Origin of the sequence: Desulfobacter vibrioformis DSM 8776 (assembly GCF_000745975.1) — a bacterium.
GTDB classification, from domain to species: domain Bacteria; phylum Desulfobacterota; class Desulfobacteria; order Desulfobacterales; family Desulfobacteraceae; genus Desulfobacter; species Desulfobacter vibrioformis.
Genome location: NZ_JQKJ01000002.1, coordinates 143,052 through 169,440 on the forward strand (window position 1 = coordinate 143,052; position 26,389 = coordinate 169,440).

Annotated in this window: 19 protein-coding genes; 2 read left to right on the plus strand and 17 right to left on the minus strand. The window is 47.9% G+C overall.

Annotated features, from left to right (window positions below):
* The 14 genes from Q366_RS02485 to Q366_RS02545 form a co-directional block, all read right to left on the minus strand.
* The gene (locus Q366_RS02485) at positions 1-273 is read right to left on the minus strand and encodes a hypothetical protein (protein ID WP_035235985.1); all 273 of its coding nucleotides are present in this window, start codon (positions 271-273) and stop codon (positions 1-3) included.
* A complete protein-coding gene (gene radC / locus Q366_RS02490; RefSeq protein WP_035235988.1) occupies positions 270-989 on the minus strand; it encodes a RadC family protein in 720 nt (239 codons plus the stop codon). Before radC ends, Q366_RS02485 begins: the two co-directional genes overlap by 4 nt.
* Complete coding sequence (gyrA, locus tag Q366_RS02495; RefSeq protein WP_035235990.1) at positions 967-3,558, minus strand: DNA gyrase subunit A; 2,592 nt, start codon at positions 3,556-3,558, stop codon at positions 967-969. The genes radC and gyrA overlap by 23 nt, the downstream gene beginning before the upstream one ends.
* Positions 3,559-3,694: 136 nt before the next feature.
* Positions 3,695-4,801 carry an AI-2E family transporter gene (locus tag Q366_RS02500; protein ID WP_035235992.1) on the minus strand — a complete coding sequence of 369 codons (1,107 nt, stop codon included), beginning with the start codon at positions 4,799-4,801 and terminating at the stop codon, positions 3,695-3,697.
* Positions 4,802-4,919: 118 nt separating this feature from the next.
* Positions 4,920-5,075, minus strand: a complete 156-nt coding sequence (locus Q366_RS21515) for a hypothetical protein (protein WP_169742919.1) — start codon at positions 5,073-5,075, stop codon at positions 4,920-4,922.
* 177 nt (positions 5,076-5,252) lie between these two features.
* A complete protein-coding gene (locus Q366_RS02505; RefSeq protein ID WP_035235994.1) occupies positions 5,253-6,539 on the minus strand; it encodes a thiolase family protein in 1,287 nt (428 codons plus the stop codon).
* Between the two features lie 113 nt (positions 6,540-6,652).
* Positions 6,653-7,981, minus strand: a complete 1,329-nt coding sequence (locus tag Q366_RS02510; protein ID WP_035235996.1) for a replication-associated recombination protein A — start codon at positions 7,979-7,981, stop codon at positions 6,653-6,655.
* Entirely contained in the window at positions 7,981-9,465 is a 1,485-nt protein-coding gene (gene der, locus Q366_RS02515) for a ribosome biogenesis GTPase Der (protein WP_035235999.1), read from the minus strand. Before der ends, Q366_RS02510 begins: the two co-directional genes overlap by 1 nt.
* Positions 9,466-9,700: 235 nt before the next feature.
* The gene (locus tag Q366_RS02520) at positions 9,701-12,403 is read right to left on the minus strand and encodes an SNF2-related protein (RefSeq protein ID WP_084691676.1); all 2,703 of its coding nucleotides are present in this window, start codon (positions 12,401-12,403) and stop codon (positions 9,701-9,703) included.
* Between the two features lie 499 nt (positions 12,404-12,902).
* On the minus strand, positions 12,903-13,121 hold the full coding sequence (locus Q366_RS02525) for a Nif11-like leader peptide family natural product precursor (protein WP_035236289.1): 219 nt from the start codon (positions 13,119-13,121) through the stop codon (positions 12,903-12,905).
* Between the two features lie 265 nt (positions 13,122-13,386).
* Positions 13,387-15,378, minus strand: coding sequence for a FapA family protein (locus tag Q366_RS02530; RefSeq protein WP_245619845.1), 1,992 nt, complete (start codon positions 15,376-15,378; stop codon positions 13,387-13,389).
* 16 nt (positions 15,379-15,394) lie between these two features.
* Positions 15,395-15,907, minus strand: coding sequence for a cob(I)yrinic acid a,c-diamide adenosyltransferase (locus Q366_RS02535; RefSeq protein WP_035236003.1), 513 nt, complete (start codon positions 15,905-15,907; stop codon positions 15,395-15,397).
* A gap of 304 nt (positions 15,908-16,211) precedes the next feature.
* Entirely contained in the window at positions 16,212-18,932 is a 2,721-nt protein-coding gene (locus tag Q366_RS02540; RefSeq protein WP_035236005.1) for a CoA-binding protein, read from the minus strand.
* Between the two features lie 109 nt (positions 18,933-19,041).
* Positions 19,042-20,271, minus strand: coding sequence for an ATP-grasp domain-containing protein (locus Q366_RS02545; protein ID WP_035236007.1), 1,230 nt, complete (start codon positions 20,269-20,271; stop codon positions 19,042-19,044).
* A gap of 940 nt (positions 20,272-21,211) precedes the next feature.
* Here Q366_RS02545 and hisS point away from each other — a divergent pair.
* Positions 21,212-22,468, plus strand: a complete 1,257-nt coding sequence (gene hisS, locus Q366_RS02550) for a histidine--tRNA ligase (RefSeq protein WP_035236009.1) — start codon at positions 21,212-21,214, stop codon at positions 22,466-22,468.
* Between the two features lie 26 nt (positions 22,469-22,494).
* Positions 22,495-24,282, plus strand: a complete 1,788-nt coding sequence (gene aspS / locus Q366_RS02555; protein WP_035236011.1) for an aspartate--tRNA ligase — start codon at positions 22,495-22,497, stop codon at positions 24,280-24,282.
* 150 nt (positions 24,283-24,432) lie between these two features.
* Here the strand turns inward: aspS and minE are convergent, their stop codons facing one another.
* From minE to Q366_RS02570, 3 genes are read right to left on the minus strand one after another with little or no spacing between them, the layout of a single operon-like run.
* A complete protein-coding gene (gene minE / locus Q366_RS02560) occupies positions 24,433-24,699 on the minus strand; it encodes a cell division topological specificity factor MinE (RefSeq protein ID WP_035236013.1) in 267 nt (88 codons plus the stop codon).
* Between the two features lie 10 nt (positions 24,700-24,709).
* Positions 24,710-25,504: a septum site-determining protein MinD gene (gene minD, locus Q366_RS02565; protein WP_035236015.1), complete on the minus strand. Its 795-nt coding sequence runs from the start codon at positions 25,502-25,504 to the stop codon at positions 24,710-24,712.
* A gap of 33 nt (positions 25,505-25,537) precedes the next feature.
* Positions 25,538-26,227, minus strand: a complete 690-nt coding sequence (locus tag Q366_RS02570) for a septum site-determining protein MinC (RefSeq protein WP_035236017.1) — start codon at positions 26,225-26,227, stop codon at positions 25,538-25,540.
* Positions 26,228-26,389 lie beyond the last annotated feature (162 nt).

Genomic DNA, 26,389 nt, shown 5'->3' on the forward strand with positions numbered 1-26,389 from the left:
CTATTTCTTCATTTTCAGGCCACGCCTGTGGGCCTGTTTTTTCCTGGACCAGCGTTCAAAAAAGGAGATGGTCCCGGCTTTTGTGGAACGTTCAATGATCTCTTCTTCAACCTGAATCCCTTTCTTTGTGACCATGGCCTGCCGGAGGCATTTTGTTTTCACAGGACAGTGGTAAAAGCATTGTTCCGGGGTTTCCCGCAACCCCTTGGACCCCATGGGAAACACTTTTTCAAGGTCTCCAAAGCAGTCGGGGTACTTGTCTTGGCTGTTCATTTAATCTGTTCAAACTCCTTTTGAAACTGCGCCATTACCCCCTGGGCCGCAAAGCTGTAATATCCCTGGCTGCCTGTGACAAGATGGTCGTGGATATGAATGCCGGCAAATGCCAGGGCAAAAAACAAAATCCGGGTAATACGGATATCCTGGGCTGAGGGGGTAATATCCCCGGACGGATGATTATGCGCTAAAACCACTGAAGCCGCGTTGTGTGCAAGGCTGCGTGCAATCACTTCCCGGGGGTATACAGCCGAGGCTGAAAGGGTTCCGGTAAAAAGGACCTCCGATGCCATGACCCTGTTTTTGGCATCCAGAAATATCCCTAAAAAATGTTCTTTGTTTTTGTAACCAATGGTCTGATTTAAATAGGCGATCAGACTTTCAGGATTACTGACCACATCCATTTTGAGTATCCGGGTTTCAAGATACCGGTCTGCCACAGCCTTGATCAGATGAATCCCGAAGCTGTTGGCTGGCCCCACCCCCTTAACCCGGCAAAGGGCCTGGGTATCAGCCTCCAGAACCCGGGGCAGGGTTTTAAATTCTGCTAAAAGATCTTTGGCAGCCTGCTTGGTATCCTTTCGCGGGGTATTCAGGGCCAAAAGCAGCTCCAGGACCTCGTAGTCCTGGAACCCTGACAGGCCTGCCCGGAGGAAGCGCGCCCTCAGGCGCTGCCGGTGTCCGGCACCCTTATTCGTCGTCTCCCCAATCATCTATCTGGTCATCTATCTGGTCATCTATCGGATCATCCGGATCAAGATCTTCCGGATCAAGATCTTCCGGCTCCATATCCGTTTCCGGATCATCTAAGATGTCGCCATCCTCCCCATCAGGGTGAAAACAGGTGTTATCATCATCAGGGTCACGATCCTCTTCGGGAAGCCGGGCAATGCCGATAAGCGTCTCTCCCTGGGCCAGGTTAATGAGTTTGACACCCTGGGTATTTCTGGAGATCACCTTGATCCCGGAGATATCGGTACGGATCAGTTTTCCCTTGTCCGTAACCATCATCAACTCATCATTGTCATCCACCAGGGCAAGGGCCATCATTTTGCCGTTACGCTTGGACGTTTTAATGGAGAAAACCCCTTTGCCGCCCCGGGCCTGGGTTCTGTACTCCTCAATATCAGAGCGCTTGCCATAACCGTTTTCCGTAACCGTTAAAAGCGTGTCCTCGGCACCCAGCACTTCCATGCCCACCACCCGGGCGCCCTCTTCTATGCGCATGCCTCGCACGCCCATGGAGCCGCGGCCCACGTCACGGACATCTTCTTCATTAAACCGGATCACCTTGCCGCCCTCGGACCCCAAAAAGATTTCCTGGTTGCCATCGGTAATGCGTGCGGCAATGAGTTCATCACCCTCGGCCAGCTTCACACCGATAAGCCCCCCTGCCCGGCGGCGAGAATAGGCCATCAGCTCGGTCTTTTTCACCCGGCCTTTTTTGGTGGCCATGACCACATACCGATTTTCGGTAAACTCATCCACGGTGAGCACGGTGGCGAGTTTTTCGCCCTCATCAAAATTAAGCAGATTCACAATGGCCTTGCCAAGAGAAGAGCGGCCAGCCATGGGCAATTCATAGACCTTGGCCTGATACACCTTGCCGAAATTGGTGATGAACAGGAAGGTGGCGTGGGTAGAGGCCACAAACAGGTGTTCCACAAAATCGTCGGATTTGGTTCCCATGGCGGTCTTGCCCTTCCCTCCCCTATGCTGGCTGGCATAAAGGGTCACGGGATTGCGCTTGATGTACCCGCTTCTGGTCACTGTGACCACCATGTCTTCTTCGGCAATAAGATCTTCAATGGAAATCTCAGTTGTACTTTCCACGATACGGGTACGGCGCGCATCCCCGAACTCATCATTCAATTCCGTCAATTCATCCTTGATCAGCCCCCGGACCACGGTTTCTGAGCCAAGGATCTCCTTGAACCAGGTAATATCCTTGAGCAGCTCCTGGTATTCGGTTTCAATCTTTTCCCGCTCCAGTCCGGTGAGCCGCTGCAACCGCATGTCCAGAATGGCCTGGGCCTGGATCTCAGTCAGCTCAAACCGGTTGATCAAACCGGTTCTGGCCTCTTCCGGTGACCGGGAGGCCCGGATCAGGGCCACCACTTCATCCAGATTGTCCAGGGCAATCTTCAACCCTTCCAGAATATGGGCCCGCTCTTCTGCCTTGCGCAGATCATAGCGGGTACGCCGGATAATGACGTTAGTCCTGTGGGAAATAAAATGGTTGAGAATTTCCTTAAGGGAGAGCAGCTCAGGCCGGTTATTCACCACCGCCAGGAAGATGATACCAAAGCTGGTCTGCATATTGGTATGCTTGTAGAGCTGATTGATCACCACTTCAGCCATCTGGTCGCGTCTAAGCCCAATGGCCATGCGCATGCCATCACGGTCGGATTCATCCCGGACATAAGAGACGCCGGTAATCACCTTGTCCCGGACCAGTTCGGCAATCTTTTCTACCAGTTTGGCCTTGTTCACCTGGTAGGGCAGTTCCGTGACCACAATGGTTTCCTGGCCGGTTTTCTTGTTTTCCTCCACCTCGACTTTGGCCCGCAACGTGATAATTCCCCGTCCGGTGTCATACGCCTCAAAAATCCCCTTGGTGCCGTAAATATGGCCATAGGTGGGAAAATCCGGTGCCGGGATATGGGCCATCAATGCCCTGGTATCCATGTCCGGATTGTCTATGAGTGCTTTTAACCCCTCAATCACCTCACTGATATTGTGGGGCGGAACATTTGTGGTCATGCCCACGGCAATGCCCGAGGACCCGTTGACCAGCAATGCCGGAAATTTTGTGGGGAGTACCGCGGGTTCTTCCAGGGTTTCATCATAGTTGGGGATGAATTCTACGGTCTCTTTTTCAAGATCGGCCAGCATCTGGTGGGAGAGTTTGCGCATGCGGATTTCCGTATAACGCATGGCAGCCGGAGAGTCTCCGTCCACGGAGCCGAAGTTGCCCTGGCCATCCACCAGGGTATAACGCAGGGAGAAGTCCTGGGCCATGCGGACAATGGTGTCATACACGGCAGAATCCCCGTGGGGATGGTATTTACCAATAACATCACCCACGATACGGGCAGATTTCTTATAGGGTTTATTCCAGTCATTGTGAAGCTGTTGCATTGCGTATAGCACACGCCGGTGGACCGGTTTCAACCCGTCCCGGACATCGGGCAGAGCCCGCCCGATAATGACACTCATGGCATACTCGAGATAGGACTGCCTCATCTCTTTCTCGATACTGGTGCTTTCGTTTTGAATCATCCTAAATTAACTGCTCCCGATTAAATTGCTTATGAAAAAACCCCATCAAGCCGCATTCAGATCTCTTCTTGTTTTCAGATCTCTTCTTAATTTTCAGATTTCTTCAGGGCGTGTTAAGAAAAAAACCCTGGTGAAATTATTGGTCAGTCCATGAATCCAGCATCCCTTTGCCCGGTTCCACCATGGACTGAAACGTGGAAAAATAAATATCGGAAAGGGTTAAAAACAAAGTAGCGATCAACGGCCCGTAAATTATACCTAAAATTCCGTATACTTTCAAACCGCCAATAATGGCAAAAAACACAATGAGCGGATGCATGGCCACCCGGTCTCCCACCACCTTGGGTTTAAAAATGTACTCAATGCCCCATGATAAAACCGTATAAAATCCAACAATGAAAATGCATTTACCCAAACTGCCTTTCAAAAGAAAAAACAAGGCCGCAGGAAGCATGACCACACCAATGCCCACAATGGGCAGAAATGCCAGAAATCCCATGACCACGCCCCATAAGAGAGGAGAATTCAGGCCAAGAACCCAGAACAGCAACCCGCCGGCAACCCCCTGGATCAATCCGCCCAGTCCGTTGCCAATGAGCACGGCCCCTGCCATATCGTTGAACTTTTCAAAAAGCTTGCGGTTATGCTCGTCCTTGAGCGGAGACAAATCATATATGTACTGCATGAACCGTTCGCCATCCATGAACATGTAGAACACCACAATGAGCATCAGACAAAAGTAAAACACCAGGTTCAGCAGGTTGGAGGTCAGGAACCTGGCCTGCTGGAACAGGGAAAAACCTAAATTCTTTCCGACTTCGGTTAAAGGGTCCACCAACTCACGCCAGGAGATCTGGATTTGAATATTGGCCCGGGTTAAAAATTCGTTGATCCGCTCAAGGGCCCGGGTGCTTTCCAGAAAATTGATCAGATTATTGGAAAACATCGCATCCTTTCCCAGGTTGTAAAGCCCCAGCGCTTCCCTGGAAAGGATGCCCACGAAATAGACAACCGGAATAAAGACAATGAAAAAAACGGCCAGGCAGGTGAGAACCGAGGCCATCCGGGCAGGCATGAACCTGTCCAGCCCCCTGAAGACAGGCCGAAAAATGCCTGTAATAACAATACCGAGAAGCAGACTTGCAAAAAACGGGGCAATCACTTTTCCCACAAGGAAGATAGATATACAAAACAGAGTCAGAAAAAAAAAGAACACTGCCCGCTGAAAAATATTCTGCTCCAAATATTACCTGCCTGGTTTTATTAAGATAACGACCCTAAATAACGAGGTAAAGCCGCATCATGCAAATTTTTTTTCTGCACAGATGCGGCCTTGCTTTTACTTTAGAAAATGCCCGGTGTTAACTGCTGATAAATCCCAAGGCAGCCAGCACCAGCAATATTTCCCAAATAATAACCTGGGTAAAACTTCCAAAGAAATGATACACAATACCGCCACCTACGATGGCAGGTACGGCCGTGTATATCAGTATCCCCAGTTTGCGTGGAATATCCATGGTTTCACACCTCTTTTTTCAATTCAATTTCAATCAGTTATACCAATAAATATCAATTTATCTGTTTACCATTTTAAGGGCTTTAAGTAAAGGAAAACATAGCAGAAATTCGATAGTGTTGGGGCAGCGCAGGTGCTTCGCCCTCCTGTATCTTGTCTCTTGTTTCCTGTCTCTTGTTTACCTCTCAACAATCATTGCCATGCCCATGCCGCCACCGATGCACATGGAAATCAGGCCGGTATTGTACCCTTTTCTTTGCATCTGATGGATGGCGGTGACCATCTGGCGGGCACCTGTGCAGCCGATGGGATGGCCCAAAGAGATGCCGGACCCCAGTTCATTGGGTCTTTCCACATCAATATCCAGTTCCCTCATGCAGCCGATGGCCTGGGCTGCAAATGCTTCGTTAAGTTCGATCATGTCAATATCGGACAATGCCATGCCGGTTTGTTTAAGCACCCGTTTCACCGCAGGCACAGGCCCCAGACCCATGTACGCAGGATCAAGGCCGCCGGATGCAAAGCCTTTAACTGTTGCCAGCACCTCAAGTCCAAGTTCCTTGGCACGCTGTGCGGTCATCATGAGTACGGCTGCAGCACCGTCGTTGATGCCCGAGGCATTGCCGGCAGTTACGCTGCCGTCTTTTCTGAAGGCCGGACGCAGTTTGGCCAGTTTTTCCATGCTGGTTTCCATGGGCCGTTCATCCTTATTCACCACAATGTCGCCTTTGCGGTTTTTAATAACAACGGGAACGATTTCCTGGTCAAAGGTGCCGTCATGAACCGCGCCAAGGGCCCTGGTATGGCTTAAAAGGGCAAGTTCGTCCTGTTCCTGCCGCGTAATACCGTATTTTTCAACAATATTTTCTGCGGTCTGCCCCATGTGGTAGCCGTAAAAAATTTCATAAAGACCATCATACACCATCAGGTCATGGACCGGACCCTGGCCGGTAAGTTCCATACGATGGCCCCATCTGGCCTTGAGCAGGGCCATGGGGGCATTGCTCATGCTTTCCTGGCCCCCGGCCAGAACCACCTGGGCCTGGCCTGCCAGAATGGCCTGGGCACCCAAGGCAATGGCTTTAAGACCGGACCCGCAGATTTTGTTCACGGTCATGGCAGGCGTGGTGCGGCTGATGCCGGCACCGATCATGGCCTGGCGGGCGGTGTTCTGTCCCTGGCCGGCCTGGAGTACGTTGCCCATGATGACTTCATCCACATAGATGTCGGTCAGGTCATCGCCATAATCATATCCTGAATTCTCAATGTCTATCATTCCCTGATCTTTCAAGGTTGCAGGGGAAAATTCATCATTGCCGGGATCCTGGGCAGGTTTGAGCCCGGCACGTTTCAAGACGTCTTTCATGACATAGGTGCCCAGTTCTACGACCGGCACACTTTTCAATGATCCGCCAAAGGTCCCCACAGATGTTCTAACACCGCTTACGATTACCGCTTCTTGCATTGCAGCCTCCAATTGGTTGGATTAATTTTTTCCAAGCCAATGATTAGGTTATTCTCAATAATTGGGTCAAATTTTCATAACAAAATGATTCGTAAAATACAAGGAAAACGCCATCAGTTGCCCATGGCGTTCTTTTTCAGATCCAGCCACGCCTCAAGGCGCTGCTTTACCGTTTTCTCATACCCCCTGGCAGTGGGGTGATAAAACCGGGTGCCTTCAAGAATTTCAGGCAAATAAGACTGGGACGCATACCCGTGTTTGTAATCATGGGCATATTTGTAGCCTTTGCCGTAGCCCATCTGTTTCATCAATCCGGTGGGGGCGTTGCGGATATGCATGGGCACGGGCAGGGCCCCGTGTTTTTTCACAGCTTCCTGAACCTGTTTCTGGGCTGCATACACGGCATTGCTTTTGGGCGCTGTGGCCAGGTACACGGCGGCCTGGTATAAAGAGCCATCCCCTTCGGGGCGGCCCAGGCGCCGGAACGAGGCATCTGCATTCATGGTCATGGTCAATGCCCCGGGATCGGCAAGGCCGATATCCTCGGTGGCAAGGCGGATCATCCGCCTCAATATGTAAATGGGGTCATCCCCTGCAGCCAGCATCCGCTCAAGCCAGTACATGGCCGCATCCGGATCACTGCCCCGCACGCTTTTGATAAAGGCGGAGATCAGATTGAAGTGTTCTTCCCCGGCCTTGTCATGGCGCAAAAGCTTTTGGGCCACCATGGTTCTGACATCTTCCACATCCAATATTTTGCCGTCCCCACGGTTCAAAGCACAGGCTTCAAGATTTGTCAGGGCAGCCCTTGCATCTCCGTCAGATGCGGCGGCGATGTGATTAATGGCCTGTTTTGAAAATATATCTGATGAAAGTCCAAGTCCCTTGTCTTTATCTGTTAAAGCCCGGTTCAAAATCTGCACAATGGCATCCAGGGACAGGCTGTTCAGGGTAAAGACCCGGCATCTGGATACCAGGGCGGGATTGACTTCAAAGGAAGGGTTTTCCGTGGTGGCCCCGATAAGGGTAATCAATCCGTTTTCCACATGAAAAAGAAAGGCATCCTGCTGGGATTTGTTAAACCGGTGGATTTCGTCCACAAACAGCAGGGTCCGCCGGTTGTGCAGCCGTCTTCTCTCCTTTGCCTCCTCAATAATCTGCCGGACCTCCTTAACGCCTGACAGCACCGCAGAGATCTTGATCCACTGATTTTTCGTCTGTGCTGCAATGACATTGGCCAGGGTGGTTTTACCGCACCCCGGCGGTCCCCACAGGATCATGGAAAAAACCCGGTCTTCGGCCACTGCGCGTTCAAGCAGAGTACCTTTGGCCGTGATGTGGTCCTGGCCCACAACATCTTCAAGCCGACGGGGCCGCATACGTTCGGCCAGCGGTGCGGCCCCGGCCATATCCTGCCCGGCGGTATGGTCAAAAAGATCCATTACAATGCGTTTTTCTGATCCCGTTCGCGTTTCTTGCGGCTCTGTTCTTTGCGCTGCTTATCCCGCTTTGTCATGACCTTCTTTTTCTTCTCCTGGATTCGCCTGAACTCCTTTGTGTTGCCGGAAAATTCAATTTTACCGGTTTTTTCCCTGAAATAAAGTTTAACAGGGGTCAACGTCAAAGGGATCATCTGGCGCAGCTGGTTGACCAGATACCGTTTGTAGGAAAAGTGCACCGCTTCGGGATAGTTGACAAAACAGACAAAACAAGGTGGCTTCACTGCCACCTGGGATGCGTAAAAAAACTTGAGGCGCCGGCCCTTGTGAAGGGAGGGTTCCTCCCGGTACACGGCATCCTCGATAATCCGGTTAACCATGCCTGTATTGATTCTGTGGCAGTATTCCTTATAAACCTTTTCCACCTCATCAAAGATATTCTGGCAGCGCTGGCCGGTTTTGGCTGAAATGGTGATGGCAGGTGCAAAGGACAGAAACCTTGCCTTCTGGCGCAACTCTTTAATAAAGGCCTGCTGCCCTTTTTCCGACTTGTCCACAAGGTCCCATTTATTGAGCAGAAAAATGGCCCCGCATCCCCTTTTTTCGGCATAGCCCGCAATGGTGATGTCCTGGTCCGTGATGCCTTCGGAACAGTCAATGAGGATCAAGGCCACATCACAGTCATCCATGCTGTCCAAGGCTTTGAGAATGGAAAATTTTTCAAGTTTGTCCGTGACCTTGCCCTTGCGGCGGATGCCGGCGGTATCTTTAAGGATAAATTCCCGGCCATTCCGGTTCACGGACAGTTCAATGGCATCCCGGGTCGTGCCGGCTTTCTCGTTGACCACCACACGCTGTTCTCCGAAAAGCCGGTTGGCAAGGGATGATTTACCCACGTTGGGACGCCCGACAATGGCAATGCGGATGGAACCTGTGTCATCATCTTGTCCTGGTTCCCCCGATTCACCCGATTCCTTTGGAACCGGGGCATCGGGCAGCAGGGCAACCAGGTCTGAAAGGAAATCCGCCACCCCCAGGCCGTGTTCGGCCGACACCTTGTAAAACCGGTCCACACCCAGGGTATAAAACTCCCCAAGTTCGTCTTCCTGACGGTGCAGACTTTCAACCTTATTCACCAGATAAAAGACAGGCTTTTCGGTACGACGTAAAAGGTCTGCAAGATCCCGGTCATAGGGGGAAAGTCCGGTACGGCCATCCAGGATAAACACCAGGACATCAGCCTGTTCCACGGCCCGCAACAGCTGTTCCTTGATCTGGGATGCAAAAAAATCATCATCCGCACTTAAAAAACCGCCGGTATCGACCAGGGTAAAGGCTTTATCTTCCCACTGCGCATCGGCATACTGCCGGTCCCGGGTCACACCGGGCAGATCATCCACCAGGGCCTGGCGGGACTTTGTAATTCTGTTAAACAGCGTGGATTTTCCAACATTGGGGCGGCCCACAAGGGCCACAACCGGTTTCATATTCGTTTCTCCCGGACAAAAAAAGGGGTTAAAAAATCAAAGTTAAGTTTTTATCCAACGCAGAAATTGGGCAAAAAGGCTTTTCATAGATGGGTATTATCTAAGAGACAATTACATACCATAATATTTAAAATACACACATTGTCAATCCTTGAAAAAATCACCGAAAATAAGACAGTTCCAATCCGGCTGACATTTTTAGCCCAAGAGATTACATTGTCATGTCAGCTGTGGACTACTCAAAAACCCGGATGAGCCTCACCCCATCCAGCCGGAGCCTCGCATTCAGGATCAGGGTTCTAAAATGCGCCTGCTTTTTGATCACGGTCTCAACTTCTTTAACCGAAATTGCAGGGTTAATTTTTGAAAGGGTGACCAGGCGATCCCTCTCCCGGGTCAGCACTTTTTCCATTTCAGCTGCGCCGTCAAGACGTTGCGTCTGTGCTATTTTTCGGGCCAGGTTCTGACTTTTATCCAGCATGTCCGGAAGTATGTCCCGAACCAGATGCGGTAAATCCAGAAACCAGTCCGGATCATCTGAAACAAGAGACGATTCCCAGTTGGGAGGCAGATCTCCGGAAGTCAGCGGTCTTCCATAATGATCAACCATAACGCGGATGGGCAGCGATGGAAGGAACCTGTGGGCCAAAGATCCGTCCCCATCAGGAAGGTCCAGAAGGAAAAGCGTTTCCAGAACCAGGCCCTGCCCGCCTGTCCCGGAAAGTCTGGCCACGGATGACTGCCCCTCTCCCTGGGTAATAAAATACTCCATGACCTGACGGACAAAGGGATGATCCCAGGTTAAAAAATCAAGATCGTCACGGGCAATGGCCGTGGCCCTGTCAAAGGTGACAAATTTCCCACCACCGCTCAGTGCAGGGAAATTTTCATCGGTCATGCGATCCGCTGTAAAAGAGACCACCAGGTTGCCGGAAACCTCGGTGATCTGATCGGTTTCAATTCCGTAAACATCCAGCAGATCTTCCATTAAATTCTGAAGGTCTTTGGATTTTTCCGTCTGTTGAATCATCTGAATCAAGGCATTGGCAGGTTCCGGTTTAAACGAATTCAACTCAAGAAGAATATGACGGCCCTGGTCCAGGGTCCGGGTAAGCTGCTTTACAAAGGCTGCGGTATCACGGATTAAACGCGTCATCTCCTGTCGAATTTCAGAATCTGACGCGCCAGACAACTCGCCATCTGCCTGTTTCATCAATTGAACCACACGGGATTTAAACCGGGTGAATATGGCGTGCAGACCGTTGACGTTCTCTTTAAAGAGACCAATTCCCTGATCATACCACAGCGCCAAAATTTCATGGGAGGTATTGCAGAGATACGGCACATGGATGACAATCTTCTCTGTTTGACCAATGCGGTCCACCCGGCCAATGCGCTGCTCTAAAAGTTCGGGATTTACGGGAAGATCATAAAGAAACAGATGACGGACAAACTGAAAATTTCTTCCTTCGCTGCCGATTTCAGAACAGACCAGCAGGCTTGCCCCTTCAGGATCGGCAAACCAGGCGGCCTGACGGTCCCTGGCAAGCAGATCCATGCTTTCGTCGAACCGGGCCGCATCCACACGGACATGTGCTTGAAGTCCCTGGATCACCGCCTTTGCTGTCTGGCTTGAACGGCAAATCACCAAAATTTTTTCAGGCTTTAAAGTCCGGTATAGTTGAGCAAGACAGGCGACCTTTGGATCACCGCTGGGATCGTCTTCTAAAGAACACGTTCCGTCAAGAGGAATCAGTCGCACCTGTCTTTCAGGAAAGCCTTTGATGGTCCGGCGTCGGTTTCTGAAAATTACCCTGCCGGGTCCAAAGGCGTCCAGCAGCGACGCTGCTGACTCACCCCGGTCTAATTTTTCTCTGACTTTTTGTGCCACTGCTTTATACCCTTCCAACTCCTGCACAAAAGCTGGGAAGTCATGATAACGGCACGGATCTAAAAGCGTTAACTGAGCGAAATGGGTTTCAAGCCCCATCTGCTCCGGAGTTGCCGTGAGAAGCATCAGCCCCTGGGTTTCAGCGTCCAAACCCGTCATAAATTGATACAGGGATGAATCATCTGCCATGTGGTGGGCTTCATCCATGACCACCATATCCCACCCAGCGCGAATCAACGCCTTTTTCACATGGTCCGAGGTGTTGATAAAGGAAACCGAACAGATCGCCTGCTGATCCAGAAGAAAAGGATTTAAGTCCGGCTCAGCCGCAGCAGCCCCTTCTAAATAGGCTTCATCAAAAATTCGAAAGATTAGGCTGAATTTCCGGTACAATTCAATAAACCACTGATTTACCAAGGCATCAGGAACGATAATCAGCACCCGTGAAATCTGAGACGTAACCAGAAGACGGTGGAGAATCAGACCGGCCTCAATCGTCTTACCAAGCCCTGTTTCATCACAGAGCAGTACCCGTGGTAAATACCGGCCAGACACCTCTTCGGCAATATAGAACTGATGGGGAATCAAATTCACCTGGCCGCCTAAAAATCCCCTGGCCGGTGATTTCTGATACGCGCCTTGGGCTGATCTGATACGATATCTTAGATCAAACTTCCCAGATGTTCCGGAAAGTCCGGAGAGGAGCTTGGAAAATGGCATGTCCACGGCTAAAACCGATGACAGTTCATACTCGAAAAGCCGTTTTTCCCCTTGAAAATAAACCAGAATTCCGGCGGTTTCCTCCACTTTTTCCACGGTCATCTGTGTCCCGTTTTCTCCGCGGATCCGGTCTCCTGGCTGAAACCGCATCCTTCTGACGGGAGCTGCCGCCCTGCTGTATTTTCTGGAGCAGTCCGCACCGGGGAAAAACAGCGTCATGGTTCTTGGATCAAAAGAAAAAAGAATTCCCAACCCTAGTTCAGGTTCAGTTTCGGACACCCATCGCTGCCCTTTACAAAAATGGCCAGTCATAGACACTTCGCTCATACCACGTTCAAATCACCAATGATAATTATGCAAAAGTAGGTCTTATGTCATCCCCGCGTAGGGAAGTCAAGCTCGGCCCAGGATATGCGATGATCCGATCTGCGATAAGGGGGGCAAAGACCGACCACAACATGGTCTCCACTACTGCAAACTGAAAATACATCCCCAAAGCGAATATTTGTTTAACTACTTGAAAGAAATAATATAAAAACCATAGACAAATCAATGCCATAAAGTTAAGAAACTTTTCAGATTAAAAACACGAAGTTTAGTACGCTAATATCTTCGTGAACTTCGTGTTCTTCGTGGTAAAATAAAATCTCCATGCTTAAGTTTATGGCATTGAGTGTGGATGAGTGCCTTACGCCTCAGTTTCTGTCAAAAAAAACAAGAAAATGAGGCGGGGCAATTGGGTTGCGGGTTTCCCGCGCTGGAATCAGAAAAAAACAATCAAGGGAAATTTAAAACCGGTGCTGCCGCTAAACAGCACCGCTCACGCTTACACCCAAATTCCCTTCTTTGGCGGGTTGCCATATGAATCAAAAGAGTCCCCATTAGCCCTCAGTACTTCTTGTAACTCTTTGACAGTGAACTCAAATCCATCTTCTCCGGCCATAGCGGCAAATTTTTCCATAGAAAAACAGTTATCGTATTTAACACGAAACTTACGGTCCTCGGCACCTTTATCTAAAAAAGCCAGAACATTTTCTTTTGACATCTTAATATCTCCATTGATTAAAATTACATATAATGTACATAAATATTTCATCTGCGATTTGGCTGTCAATAAAAACATTTATTAAAATACAAACGCATACATGTATCCTGAAAAAAGTTCGACCAGTGCGGACGATACGTTCATATCAATTGGAGGAAACAAATCTTATTCCCGTACGTTCCATACGAGATCCTTACTATGCAAATCATAATAAAAACAATTAGTTATTGTAAAGCAAGGTAAAACATGAATTATTTTTATCCACCTACTTAAATTGTAATTCAGGTGGCTTTCCCTGACGACACAACTCTTCAACCTTGAAATCTGTTTTTTCATTCGTAAGAGTAAATACGTGGTAAACACCACCCAGATTGGTCCCGGCATATGCTTTTCCGCCAATCTCAATAATTGGGATGCCGATGATTTCCTTTGATTTTTCCAGATATGCAAAAAGTGTTTTTTCATGTGAAAGAATATCTTTTTCCGCCTGGGCAGCAAAGATGGAAATCTTTTTTTTCAGTTCCGCAATACATTCATCATGCTCTTTTTTGGAAGCATTCATTGTTTTCAATGTGGCCAGAGAACTGTTCATTCTTTGATCATAGATTGAAATTAGCTTTTGGATGTTTACCAGCGTTTTTTCATTTAGGGTTTCCTTTTTTTTATTAAGTTCAGATAACAGCACATCTTTTTTTTTCATGGCCTGATCATGAAAAGTTTTAAGTTCGATCATTTTCTTAAAATTTTTTTCTGCCTGCGACTGCTGGTAACCCTCTTCGTCTTTGAGTTCCTCTAATTTGACAAGAATAGAATTCATCATATCCAGAATAGTTTGCACAAGGCCAACAGCATGGTGTTCACTTCCTGCAACAATAGTGCTTGGTGCTGATCGTTCACTCCCGACTCCTGAAAGGATAACTCCGCCCTTGGCATAAATTTTTGATGAAATCACCCTGCATTTCGGACTTTCAAATTTTCGGCTGCACCGGATCTGTGAGTCAATGATTTCATTTTGAATATACACATTGCCAAACGTCTCTATCCTGCTGTTATGCACATACCGGGCATGGACATCTCCCTGGGCACGGATAACAGCATCCGTAATACCCACCCTGGCATGGATATCCCCAATGGCATCTATATTGGCACCTCGAATTTCATCGGCGCGCACCGTGCCTGCTGTTATTGGAAAGGCACCGGTAATCACCCCTGATACAGATAGATTGGCATAGGGCTCAATAGGCCCGTAACGATAATCCGCATCTTCCAGGAGATGAACCACAGGATGAATAAACACTTTTCGATCGGCTGAAAGGGCGGGTATTCCGGATTTCGTGGCAAGGATTCTCAATCTATCCCTTGACCATCTGGTATTTACGCCACAACGAACAAAAAAATCATTTCCTGCCACAGCATTTATATTTTCACCATACAGGTTGGCAACTTGAATCTCTATGGCCGCATCTGTCTGTTCTGTGAGAACATCACCTTTTTTCTTCTCTATTGGCTTTCCGGTATCATTCCGAATGTATGAAGAAAAACTGCTTTGCCCCTTCAAAAAAGAAGAACAATCCACCCAGGCAACTGGAAATTTCTTAACACGGACATCAAGAAAACACTGAATAAAAGAATCCGGATAAATACCGTTAACAATGCCATATTTCATGATTGCATCTTTAACCTGATTCAATGTGACCGCAATTTGATCAGGATTGGTTCTTTCTATCCAGGCAGTCATATGATCTGAACTGACCAATACGGTTATTTCAGATTGTTGTTCATCTTCCCGCCCCCTGCCCTTTTCTTCATTTTTTGATATTCTGCTTTCTTTATAGTTATGATCCAGCTTATTAAACAGAGTCTGCTCTTTGAGAATTAGATCTTTTTGTTTTGATGTTATTATCCGGGCTTCAACAAGAATATCTCCGATACGTTTATTATGTCGTGACTTTTTAAATTCCTTTTTTTGTAATTCCAGGGCCTGATGAATATCGGCCATGGTGGCAAGGCCTTTTTCAATGGCAATTTTACCAAACTCTTTGCCACTTTTGCGAACAATATAATATTCCTGGATCAGTTTAAGCAACTCAAGCTGATACGGCGTTGCCATGCCTTCATCAAGCAGCAGATCCTCAATATCAGTCTGCTCTTTTTCAAAAGAGAAACGTTTTAACAGATGCGTATGCTGATCATGGGAAATAGTTCCGTACTTTAGTGCAAGATCTGCCAAAGTCGGGATATTGCTGGTCTGTTTCACATTCACCTTGTTTATTTCACTTCTCAATACCCACCCTGGCCACAACACCTTGCTGATAATAGTGCTTTATTGCCGTCATTTCTGTTACAAGATCTGCTTTTTCAATAACCGACGCAGGAGCGCCACGCCCGGTAATAACAAGTTCAACATGTTCAGGTTTTATATGAATAAGATATAAAAGGTCTTCCTCAGAAAGCAAACCGCACAAATAAGCTGCATTTGCCTCCTCGGCAATAACAAGATCATGTTTTCCCGCTTCAAGAATACGGCATAATTGTTCATATCCCCGCCTGCATCCGGCTCTTTCAGCGTCAGAAGGTTTTCCCTTGACAAATTGCCCTGCGCCATATTGTTCTATAAAAATATTTTCAAATTTTTTAAGTGCTTTTATTTCGGAATACTCACCCTGTTTCATAAACTGAACAATGAAAACCCCAAGCCCGGCACCGGCCGCTCTGATTGCAAGCCCAAGGCTTGCGGTTGTTTTTCCCTTACCATTGCCGGTGTAAACCTGAACGTAACCTTTCACAGAATAGTTCCTTTCCACTTATACAACCATACAAATGGTTCTACAGTGATTTATTCACGGTTTCATGCGAAAAGATTTAATAATTTTTATAAAATTCATCTGAATATTGATACCAGAACCATGCGTGATATTCTACTCAAATTATCTGTATCTTCATCATGGGCGAACATAGGAAGAACCGGGAAAAGATTCCGGGTAATGAAAACAAAAAAACTGAGCAAGTTCGTTGGAACTTAACCCAGTTTTTTTGTATATCTCAAGAAAGTTAAAAGAGTATTAACTTTCCGCTAGAAACAATTGAATCTTAACCAACAAATTCAACCTGGCTTGCAGGAGTCCGGCAATCCATGATCATACCACGAGATTTGTGGTCAGCAATTTCAGCAGAGCAACCCACCATACGGCCAAGCAGGAACATGATAAATGCGATATCCTGCATTGCCTTGGCATCAATTTTTCCGCTGTTTACATCTTTCCAGAGCAGGTCAAGGGAGATGGTTGCGATGACGCCGTCAATATTAACGCAGAATACGTTCTTGGTGGCGCCAACTTCAAACATCGCTTTAACCAGGTGATGATAGAATACCTGGAAGTGGTTGATCTCGTTTCTTTCAGTGAACAGTTTGTCCATGAAAACTTCACGCGGATCGTAGTTGACAGGTTTTCCCTTGAATACAGGATGGTTTACGCACGGTACCTTGAAGTAGTTCATGATACCTTCGCGTTTAGCCGTAGTTTTGGTATCCAGGTATTTTTGTGCCGTAGCCTGGGCCAGTTCTTTCATTGTGGCATCGCGTTTGGCGTCATCGGGTTCCAGGTACGGATCAAAGTCGCCAAAGGCGTCTTTGAGGAACTTGATGGCTTCAAAACCGTTGCCGCCATGGTCACGACCGGTGTTGTTCATCCAGCCTGAGTAGCATGTAGCGATAAAGTTACCGCCACTGACGGATTCCTTGGCACCCTTGGCACTGATGGTACCCGGGCCGTTGGACATCAGCAGGTTGAGCAGGCCGTTGATGGCAAATTGCTCTCTGGCGGCCGGTTCACGGTTGAACAGCAGTTTAAAGCAGGTTGTTGCAAAGTCAGTAGTCAGCACGGACAGATCACTCAATTCCGTCAAGGATTTGTAGAAATCGTTAATCTCATACTGGGGTGCGCAGCAACCGACAAGAACGCCGTTGCATGCCAGATATGTAGCAACTTCATGAGCAGTTTCAACGGTCATCTGCCTGTCAACCAGAGGAGTCCAGATAACGCTTAAGCTCATGGCAGCCAGAAGCAGGCTGAGTTTGTTTACATCACTGTTTGCTTCGGCATATTTCTGGGCATATTTGGTGAAGATCGTTTCCAAACCTTCTTTGGCCAGCAGTTCACCGAAGAATGCAGCAACTTCCGCTTCTTTAGCCGTGGTTTCACCCTGGGGCATAATCTTCTGTGACACTTTTTCAGCAACAAGCGCATCGTTGACAGAAGCATCGCCATAGATATCGACATAGAAGAGATCAATCATTTTTTTGGTCATCTCTGTCATGTCTTGATACAGTTTGCAGTTACCGGATGTTAAAACCGCAGCGCCAAGATAAGCATTCGGCAGGGCGCCATTTGCACGGGCGCGGGCGGAAATATCCATGTACTGCGTACCCAGGGCTGTGAAATAGTTCATTATCGCATTGGCCAGCGGCAGATATTTCTCATCGGGTTGTACAGAAGATACAGCAAAAAAGTTGGAAAGGGCGAAATTCTTTACAACGAGATCAAGAACCGGTACACCATGTACTTCGGTAACATCGGTTTTCGGATTCATGCGGCTTGCGCCGGACTTGTTGCGCATGGATTCTCTAGTCAGCTGGGCACCTACCTGATTACCAAGTTTTTTGATGGCATCATTGTAGGGTGCCATGGCTTCAACGGCTTCCATGTGCAGTTTTTCAGGGAAATCAAGACCCTGTTCATTTACAAACCAGGGTTTCAGGCTCAGGTCGCCAAAGGGTTCAAAATCGGTACCTTCACCGATTTCTTTGTAAACGGCGGCCATCGCTGTGGGAGCATCCTGGATGGATTCAATTCTGACACCCTTTTTGGAAGCTTTGGGGTTGGCAGGATCAAACATATCAACGCCAAAATACTCATCAAACCATTTCTCTTTGGCAAGGGCATCGTCACCGCCACCGGCAATGGCGCCGGCATGACCAACCGCGCGGCTCAGGTTTGCTTTCCAGCGACCGGTTACGCAGGCTACGATGGGTTTGGTCAGTTTGATGGTGCCGTCGGCAACCCAGTCAAGAGCCGATTTTTCATAATATCCGCCGGGCTCAATGTAGCAGAAAATCGCTTTGGTGCGCGGATCATTTTCTGCACAATAGAGGAATTCGGGGAAGGCAAAATGGATATAAAGATCCTTACCGGAGCTCAGTACGGTGGATGTACCGAAACCGGCAGTTTTCAGGTATTCAGGAATGGTGGTACTGAAGTTACCGGAGTTACTGAAAACAGCAACACTACCTTTTACAAGAGATTCACCCGGGTTGTTTCCGCCCAGGGCGCCACCAACACGAACCTGGTCCCAGGAGTTGCCGATACCCAGGCAGTTTCCGCCAAATACGTCAATTTTATGTTCCTGTGCGATGGCGCGGATGAACGCAGCATCTTTTACACCGACTTTTTCGGTCAGGATAACGATTTTGGTCAGATCGGGGTTATGGGCAATCAGTTCGGCTGCAGCAGCAGCAACCGCTGTGGGGGGAAGATAGATAACACCCGTATCAAATTTGATGCCGGCATCAACAATCTCCTTAATACTGCCGTATGCAGGGATATCACCGATTTTGGTTTCCAGTTTTCCACCGGATTTTCCGTATTGAACACCTGCAACAATGTTACCGCCGGAAAATTCGTGTGATGTGGGGGTTACGCCTTTACTTTCACCACCCAGAAGGTTCATCACTACGCAGCGGGTTTCTTTATTTGCTATTTCTTGTAGATTATTTACTCCCACGTAGTAGGGGAAGGGATTACTTTGGCTCATAGCGTCTCCAATAAAATGATTTATTTTCTGGTTAATTTGCTAAACTGCTTTTGATTTATAATTAAATCGTCAGATTACCTTTGACCTTTGTTCATGACTCAGCAATTAATTATTTTTTATTTGCTTGAATCCAGTTGTCCAGTTCCATGGTGTAATTCAATACACCAATCATACTACTGTCGAAACCGAACATTTTGTATGGTATTTTCATACTGTCAAGAAGGTCACGGGCATAAATCATTCCCTGCACGACGTTTGGTCCACCACGACCAATTACAACGTGAACATTAGGATTCAATGCAATGTTTTCTCTCAAGGCATCGAGCATTGCTTTGATGGTAACAAAAATATCGGTATTGTTGGCTTTACCACCAATAATCTGAACAATGTTGGCATTCTTCAGAAAGTGTCTGTAGCAGATGCTTGCAATCTCTTTCATCTTTGCATAGGGCGGGTTTCCACCAAAGTCGGATGAAAACATTGCTTTGTCGCCCAGAACCTCAGTGGCAGCACTGTTGGCACCACCACCGAACATGAAAGGAAGGATGGTTCCGTTGGGGTTGAGTTCCACAACGTCGCTTTGTCCCTGATAGGTTCTCAGCTGGTTGATTTCAGTTTCGAAATCAGTCAATTCGGTAGCGAATACTTCTTTCGGGAATTTGATGCGGGTATGTGCGGGATCGTCCTGGTCAAAAGCGGCTTTAACGTCGCAGGCAACCGGAAGGGGGCGTTTGCCTTTTTTCATACGGATGGGGTTGAGCTCAATCATGGTCAGACCATAATTGTTGTACAGATCCCACAGTTTGGGAAGCTGCTGTACCAGCGGGCTGATGTAAGCTTTGGGGCATCCCAGTTGGATCAGTGCGTCATTTATATGATACCCTCTGAGCCCTTCATTGGGATTAAACGGAATAATCGCTTTTTTCTCGGGCGGCAGTTCTTCAACTTCAACACCACCTTCAACAATCAACAGCATGGTCGGTGTTCTGGTGACTGTAGAGGTGGTAATACTTACATAAAGCTCTGCATCTGAGGCAACAAATTCTTCAAATGTGCAGCCGTTTGCTTTATGTGTCGTATTTCCCTGCTTATATTCGGCAAAGCAAAGGTCTTTTCTGGCCTGGTTGGCGTCTGCATAGTTGTCGACGATTTTTACCAGCCCAGCTTTTCCTTTTTTACCGGCACTGCCCATGAAAGACGGTTTTACAACGACTTTGCCGCCTTTTTTTATCAACGCTTCAATCTGTTCTTTGGTAGCATTTTCTGTCAGGGTCTCTGCTACGGGGAAATCAACCGTGTCCATCAATTGCTTTCCGTATTTTAATCCAGTTAGTTGCATTTTTCCTCCCTGATAATTGTGTGAATTTAATTAAATAAAACGTCTCAATTCATTCGATATTACCAACAGACTTCAATCTGGACATCTTGTTTCTTAGGAAAACAAAATGCCGATTATTTGTTAGCATCCAACTTAACCTTGATGCAATTTCATCCGTTCGGATATTGCTTTAAGGGCCGTCAGTTGCTCCTCCTCACAAGAAGGTTTAAAGCTCCCCCCCTAAACTTTTTCCCACACCGAGCCCTCCTTTCTGTTTGGGATTTCCTAAATTTAAACGGTCGTTTTAAAGATCTCTCATCAAGCTCAAGTTTATATAGGATAGGAACTTCCGTTTTGTCAATAGGATAGTATAGTCAAATTCACCGCCGGATTTTAATCTGCTTCCATAAAAAAGCGAACATGTGGCAGCCATGGGGTTTTAACCTTATCTAAAATACATGATTTGTTAGTTCTTAAAAACTATCGTTTGGCATTGTTAGTTTGTTATCGCTTCGTTTGGCATCGTTATACCAACGCTATTGGTGCAATGGCGTTGCCTATGGCAATAACTTTGGCAAAATCAAGAGATCCAGTCAGATCTGCCACGGAGATAGGACGGCTTAGTGTTTTTTCTTCTTCGGACTTGAATGGTAACATGCCTTGTGACATATTGGGTTGCACCCCCGTTGGTGGTAGCGTTTCGATATCTTGGGGTACTATAGCGACTCAAGTCACCAAGCGCAACGAAAAATTTTTATTTTTTTTGACAGTGGATTCTGGTTGTCGTAAACGGTGACGTTCAGGCCCCGGGAAATCCTCTGCAGTACTGTCGCCACATTCGCTTTGAGTGCAAATGTTCAGCCCTTTTATTATATGTTGACTAAGACACTGATTTTAAACTATATAGATCGGCTGTGTATTTTTTTGGAAATGAACAACATAGATTAAAGATATAAAAAACATGCAGACCATACGCGGGTTCAGAGATATTTTACCGGAGCAGATTGCTCTGTGGCAAAAGGTGGAACAAGAAGCAGCAGCACTGTTTGAATCCTTTGGATACAGGGAGATCCGCATCCCCATTGTGGAAAAGACAGCGCTGTTTGCCCGGAGTATCGGGGAAACAACCGATATTGTTGAAAAGGAAATGTATACCTTTGAAGACAGGAACGGGGACATGCTCACATTGCGGCCCGAGGCCACCGCATCCATCTGCAGGGCCTATATCCAGCATAAAATGTATGCTGCCGATCCGGTGCGCAAGTTTTACCTGACAGGGCCCATGTTCCGCAGGGAGCGGCCGCAAAAGGGGCGCTACCGCCAGTTCTACCAGATTGATGCAGAGGTATTCGGAGTAGACTCGCCTTATATTGACAGTGAACTGATTTTCCTTTTGCACACATTGCTGCACCGCCTTGGACTTGAAGGCCTTTCCGCCCATATCAACAGCCTTGGCTGCCCTGCATGCCGCCCTGATTTTCAAAACGCCCTGCTGGATTTTTTAGGCGAACGAAAAGCCAGTCTTTGCGAGAACTGCAAACGCAGGCTGGTTAAAAATCCGCTGCGGATACTGGACTGCAAAGTACAAACATGCCGACAAGCCCTTGAAGGGTCGCCTGCCACAGTGGATCACCTGTGCCCGGACTGCCGGACCCATTTTGAAACCGTGAAAAACAGCCTTGAAAAACTGGGCGTGGATTTCATGGTCGATGACACCCTGGTCCGGGGGCTTGACTATTATACCCGTACGGCATGGGAGATTCAGACCACAACACTTGGTGCCCAGTCCGCCGTTGCCGGCGGCGGCCGGTACGACCGTCTGGTGGAGGAGCTTGGCGGCCCCCCGACACCGGCCATCGGGTTTGCCATCGGGTTTGACCGCCTGGTGGAAGTCATGGAACAGCTTGGCAACCAGGCGTGTGAAACTGGCCCAGACCTTTTTATTGCCAGCCTGGGGTCAGATGCCCAGGAATATGCATTTGAATGGTCCTGCAGGCTTAATACCATGGGCATAAGAACAGATTCGGATTTCCGTGGAAAAAGTATGAAAGCATTAATGAAGCGGGCAAACAAGCTGAATGCCGCTTTTGTTCTCATTGTCGGGGACAATGAACTTGTCCAGAAAAGACTTGTGCTGCGTAACATGGCTACCAAGGAACAAACAGAAATCGGCTTAGATAATATAGTGAATGATTTGGCACAACTAATTAAAAATTAAAATAGTTATGGAGTTTAAGAATAAAAGTGACTGATTTACTTGGAGAGATGAAACGCACACACTCCTGCATGGAGTTGAAAGACAGCCACACTGGCCAGGACGTCATACTCATGGGGTGGGTTCAGCATCGCCGGGACCATGGCGGCGTTATTTTTGTGGATCTTCGGGACCGGGAAGGTATTACCCAGGTTGTATTTGATCCGTCGATCTCCGAGACTGTCCATGAAAAAGCCCAGGAAATCAGAAGTGAATATGTCCTGGGCATCAAAGGGAAGGTGTCGGCAAGACCGGCTGACATGGTAAACCCCAGGATGACCACCGGTGCCATAGAGGTGCTTGTGGACGAGCTGCGGATTTTTTCCAGGGCCAAAACGCCACCCTTTCAGATTGAAGACCGGGTGGATGCATCGGAAACCATACGCCTGCAATACCGTTATCTGGATTTAAGACGGACCCAGCTTAAAAGCAATATTCTGGCCCGTCACAAAACCACCATGACGGTTCGAAACTTTCTGGATGCCAACGGGTTTGTGGATATTGAAACCCCGTTTCTGACCAAAAGTACGCCCGAAGGCGCCAGGGATTATCTGGTCCCCTCCCGGGTCAACCAGGGCGACTTTTACGCCCTGCCCCAGTCTCCCCAGCTGTTCAAACAGCTTTTAATGGTTGCCGGCTTTGACCGGTATTACCAGATTGTCAAATGCTTCAGGGACGAGGACCTGCGGGCGGACCGACAGCCCGAGTTCACCCAGATCGATATGGAGCTCTCCTTTGTGGATGAACATGAGGTAATGCAGATTACCGAAGGGTTGATCAAGGCCATATTCAAAAATGTGCTGGATCTGGACTTTCCCGACCCCTTTCCCCGCATGACCTGGGCCGAGGCCATGGATCGCTTCGGCATAGACCGTCCTGATTTAAGATTTGATCTGGAATTGAAAAATGTGTCCGATATTGTAGCCAATGCGGATTTCAAAGTGTTTGCCTCTGTGGTTAAAAACGGGGGACTGGTCAAGGCCATCAATGCCAAGGGCTGTGCTGATTTTACCCGAAAACAGATTGATGAGCTCACCGAATTTGCAGCCGTATACAGAGCCAAGGGCCTGGCCTGGATAAAAATAAAGGAAGACCAGTGGCAGTCACCCATTGCCAAATTCTTCTCTGATGATGAAAAAGAAGCGTTAAAGCAACGCCTGGATCTTGAACCCGGTGATATTGTCTTTTTTGTGGCAGACCAGCCCAAAGTCACCAATGAAGCCCTGGGGCAGTTGAGGAACGAGTTGGCACGCAGGCTTGGGCTCATTGATGACAATGAGTTCAAGTTTACCTGGATCACCCATTTCCCCATGTTTGAATATGATGAAACGGAAAAACGCTACCAGGCGCTCCATCATCCGTTCACCGCACCCATGGAGTCGGATCTGGACAAACTGGAGACCAGTCCCCTGGAAGTCAACTCCCGGGCCTATGACCTGGTTCTCAACGGTATTGAGATCGGCGGCGGCAGTATCCGTATCCATGACAGCGAACTGCAGGAACGGGTGCTCCAGTGCTTAGGCATCGGGGAAGAAGAAGCAAAGGAGAAGTTCGGGTTCCTTCTGGAGGCCCTGACGTTTGGCGCACCGCCCCACGGCGGCCTGGCCTTTGGCCTGGATCGTCTGGTTATGCTGCTTTGCCGTGAGGATTCCATCCGCAATGTCATTGCCTTTCCCAAAACCCAGAGAGCCACCTGCCTGATGACCCAGGCGCCCTCAAAGGCGGCCCCGGCCCAGCTCCAGGAGTTGGCCATCAAAACAGTAAAGCCCCTGAATTAGGCATAGTGTGCAAGGCTGGGGACCTGAAAAATAAAAACCGTCCGGAATTGATTTATTTCCGGGCGGTTTTGTTTAAAATCCGTTCATGTCCCAAATGCCGTCTTGCCCTGATCAGGTGAGGGCCTTAAAAAATAGCGTATGGGCTATATCTTATTCCCGTTTTCTTTTCACATTGAGAATGGGGGTATTGAATACCAAGGCAGAGACTTGTTTGTCATTTTTTACCTTAAGCTCCAATGCATCTTTATCAATTTCAAAATATTTTGATATCACATCAACGATATCGGTCTGAAGATCTGTAAGCGTCGTGTCGTTCAGTTCCAGTTTATCGTAAATCAAAGAAAATTGAAGGCGTTGTTTTGCTTCGTCACTACTTCTTTTCTGGCCTGTGAACCGTTTCAAAAATTCTTGCAACATTCAACTCTCCTTATTTTAACCCAAAGGTTTTGCCCAGTTTGGTCCATACACTAGGTTTCAGGTTCGGTACCTCGATGGGAATAGTTTCTCCATTCAGGCGTTTGGCAATCCTGCGAAAGGATTGCCCGGCAGTGGAATCGTTCTGGAGTACCAGAGGCGTACCGGTGTTGGAGGAGATAAGAACCTTTTCATCCATGGGAACAAGGCCTACCAGTTCAATGGATAATATATCCAGAACATCTTTATAGCTGAGCATTTCACCGCGTTCCACACGGGCAGGCTCAATACGGTTGACAATGAGTTTGGGTTCCAGGGAACGGGCGTACAAAAGGCCGATGACCCGGTCCGCATCCCTGACAGCGGACACATCCGGGGTGCAGATCACAACCGCTTCATTGGCGCTGACAACAGAATTTTCAAATCCTCTTTCAATGCCGGCCGGGGAGTCCATGATCACATAATCAAATTTTTGACGCAGCACTTTGGCCATTCGTTCAACCCCTGCCGGTGTCAGCACATCTTTATTATCACTCTGGGAGGCGGGGATTAAAAAAAGATTGTCAATACGTCTGTCCCTTATGGCGGCTTGGTCTACTTTACATTTGCCCTGGACCACGTCAACAATATTGAAAACAATCCGGTTTTCCAGGCCCATGACCACATCAAGGTTACGCAATCCGATATCCATGTCCACAATGGCGACCCGTTTTCCTTCAAGAGCAAGAGCGGCCCCAATGGAAGAGGTCGCCGTTGTTTTGCCCACGCCGCCTTTTCCAGATGTCACGACAATAACTTTTCCTTCCAAATTACACCTCAATATTTATGGTTGCCTTTTTCCTCAAATCACTTCCGGCCAGGGCATCCGCTTGAACGGATTGTCTTTCATATAATTTTTAACCACAATGCTGTCCTGCTCCACACAGGCGAACTCAGGTCCCTGGATACCTGATTCCCCGGCTCCGGTAGCTGTTATCAGCCCGATCTTTACCAGGCTTGGGTTAAATGCCAGGGAGAATATCATGGCCCCATCGTTTCCCGGGTATCCGGCGTGGACTTTTCCTGCCAAGGTGCCAAGCACAATAATATCGCCGCCTGCAGTGAGTTCGGCACCGGGGTTCACATCTCCTGTGATGACCAGGTGCTTTCTGGCATTTATTTTCTGGCCGGAGCGTACCCGCCCCCTGAGCATGAGTACATCACTTTTATGATGGTTCCAACCCTTGGACAGATCTCTTTGACGGCGACGTTCGGTGGGAATGGAGCGCTTTTGGGGGGAAGTTGAAATCGTGCCAAGCTCAAAATTGTTTTCAAGGTGTATTTTTATCCTTTCAACCAGTTCCTCCTGCCCGTCAGCATCTCCGGTATCAAGGGTTACATCCGCATTTATGGCCAGATGTTTGAGTTTTTTCAACAATCTGTCAATTTCAGCAATGAGTTCAGATTCCGGGTGGGATGGGTCTATGGTAATCCACAATCCGCCACCGGCACCTTTGAGTTTGACAGGAGCGATGTTATCAAAATTTATCATTAAAATCCATATGCAAAGTTGAAATTGGTCCGTACCATTTCTGTCCAGCGTAAAAAAACTGTTCAGAATATGGATTTAAGAATGTTCACGAGACTATAGAAAATCATGAAAATTGTGTCAAGGAATGATGAGTTTTCACAAATCCGGACAGATATCGAGAAC

Bases quoted from the DNA above. Each gene is read 5' to 3' on its own strand.
- Q366_RS02510 (WP_035235996.1), bottom strand. From the start codon at position 7,981: ATGGATCTTTTTGACCATACCGCCGGGCAGGATATGGCCGGGGCCGCA.
- Q366_RS02520 (WP_084691676.1), bottom strand. From the start codon at position 12,403: ATGAGCGAAGTGTCTATGACTGGCCATTTTTGTAAAGGGCAGCGATGG.
- Q366_RS02545 (WP_035236007.1), bottom strand. From the start codon at position 20,271: ATGCAACTAACTGGATTAAAATACGGAAAGCAATTGATGGACACGGTT.
- Q366_RS02485 (WP_035235985.1), bottom strand. From the start codon at position 273: ATGAACAGCCAAGACAAGTACCCCGACTGCTTTGGAGACCTTGAAAAA.
- Q366_RS02570 (WP_035236017.1), bottom strand. From the start codon at position 26,227: ATGATAAATTTTGATAACATCGCTCCTGTCAAACTCAAAGGTGCCGGT.
- gyrA (WP_035235990.1), bottom strand. From the start codon at position 3,558: ATGATTCAAAACGAAAGCACCAGTATCGAGAAAGAGATGAGGCAGTCC.
- Q366_RS02540 (WP_035236005.1), bottom strand. From the start codon at position 18,932: ATGAGCCAAAGTAATCCCTTCCCCTACTACGTGGGAGTAAATAATCTA.
- hisS (WP_035236009.1), top strand. From the start codon at position 21,212: ATGCAGACCATACGCGGGTTCAGAGATATTTTACCGGAGCAGATTGCT.
- der (WP_035235999.1), bottom strand. From the start codon at position 9,465: ATGAAACCGGTTGTGGCCCTTGTGGGCCGCCCCAATGTTGGAAAATCC.
- radC (WP_035235988.1), bottom strand. From the start codon at position 989: ATGATTGGGGAGACGACGAATAAGGGTGCCGGACACCGGCAGCGCCTG.
- Q366_RS02525 (WP_035236289.1), bottom strand. From the start codon at position 13,121: ATGTCAAAAGAAAATGTTCTGGCTTTTTTAGATAAAGGTGCCGAGGAC.
- Q366_RS02505 (WP_035235994.1), bottom strand. From the start codon at position 6,539: ATGCAAGAAGCGGTAATCGTAAGCGGTGTTAGAACATCTGTGGGGACC.
- Q366_RS21515 (WP_169742919.1), bottom strand. From the start codon at position 5,075: ATGGATATTCCACGCAAACTGGGGATACTGATATACACGGCCGTACCT.
- minE (WP_035236013.1), bottom strand. From the start codon at position 24,699: ATGTTGCAAGAATTTTTGAAACGGTTCACAGGCCAGAAAAGAAGTAGT.